Raw genomic sequence first — 1,174 nt, 5'->3', positions numbered from 1 at the left:
CCCCACCAGGTGTCACCGGCTCCTTGCAGCCGGTGACACCGAAACCTACAAGGTCGGGCCCGGTGGCCTCCGCCCGGCCCCCGGTCCGGCGGCCGGCCGCGGGAATCCCGGTGAACCGGCCGCCGCCCGCATCCCGTTGCCATGGACGCAGGGGTCGAGAGGCCCCGCTCCCACCGCACGACGGCGGGCGGGCCCCGGGTCCGTACAGCCGTCCACGACACCGTGCCGCGGCCGGTCGGGAACCGCGCCGCAGCAGAAACGAGGGGAAACGATGAGGAACACCGGAACGGTCAAGCGAACCCTGTCCCTGGTCGGCGCCGCCCTGGCGCTGGCCTCGGTCACCGGACTGACGACCGCCACCAGCGCCTCCGCCGACGTCAACAGCGAGTGGAACTGCTCGCGCAACCCGAGCGGCTGGGACCACATGAACTGGGGCAACTGCCTGCTGCCCGGCGACTCGCTCGTCTCCGGCAACGGCGACTACCGGCTGCTCTACCAGAACGACGGCAACCTCGTGGAGTACGACACCAACACCGGCTACGCGCTGTGGGCCAGCGGCACCAACAGCGGCGGCCCGGGCAAGGTGATCATGCAGTACGACGGCAACTTCGTCGTCTACGACACCTTCAAGAAGGCCAAGTGGTGGTCCGGCACCGCCCTCGGCTGCAACCCCAGCGCCAACTGGGTGCGCATGCAGAACGACGGCAACCTCGTCGTCTACCGCCCGCACGACAACAACAGCCCCTGGGCGCCGGTCTGGTCCTCGTACAACGGCCGCGTCGGCACCTGCTGACACCCGCAAGCCCCGGACGCTTCGTACGCCCCGCACGCCCCGCACGCCCCGCACGCCCCGCATGCCCTGCCGGCGGCGGCCGGACCCGCGGCCGCCGGACGGTCAGTTCGCGTTCGGGGCGCTCGGGGCGTCCGGGGCGCCCAGGGCGAGGGTGAAACTGAACCGGTCCCCGCGGTAGAGGGTGCGCACCTGCTCCAGCGGGCGCCCCGCCGCGTCCAGGCTGCGACGGTGCAGCAGCAGCATCGGCAGCGCCGGCGGGGTGCCGATCAGCAGGGCCTCGCGCGGGCTGGCCAGCACCGTCTCGATCCGCTCGTCGGCGGCACCGAGCCGCACCCCCTGCTCGCGCAGATAGCCGTAGAAGGACCCCTCGGGGTCGAAGTC

Annotated in this window: 2 protein-coding genes; one reads left to right on the top strand and one right to left on the bottom strand. The window is 72.5% G+C overall.

Features of this window, described 5'->3' with window-relative positions; translation table 11 throughout:
• The first annotated feature begins 271 nt into the window (after nt 1-271).
• Nucleotides 272-793, top strand: a complete 522-nt coding sequence (locus tag ACIQOV_RS42185) for a hypothetical protein (protein ID WP_401056543.1) — start codon at nt 272-274, stop codon at nt 791-793.
• 102 nt (nt 794-895) lie between these two features.
• Here ACIQOV_RS42185 and ACIQOV_RS42180 read toward each other — a convergent pair.
• A partial coding sequence (locus tag ACIQOV_RS42180) for a UTRA domain-containing protein (protein WP_401056541.1) occupies nt 896-1,174 on the bottom strand: 279 nt, incomplete at its 5' end.

The sequence above is a fragment of the Kitasatospora sp. NPDC091257 genome (assembly GCF_044757675.1).
In the GTDB taxonomy this organism is placed as follows: Bacteria; Actinomycetota; Actinomycetes; order Streptomycetales; family Streptomycetaceae; genus Kitasatospora; species Kitasatospora lactacystinica.
This window is presented reverse-complemented; position numbering and strand designations above follow the sequence as displayed.

What these genes read in the sequence shown, in the direction of transcription:
- ACIQOV_RS42185 (WP_401056543.1), top strand. Translation starts at nt 272, where the DNA reads ATGAGGAACACCGGAACGGTCAAGCGAACCCTGTCCCTGGTCGGCGCC.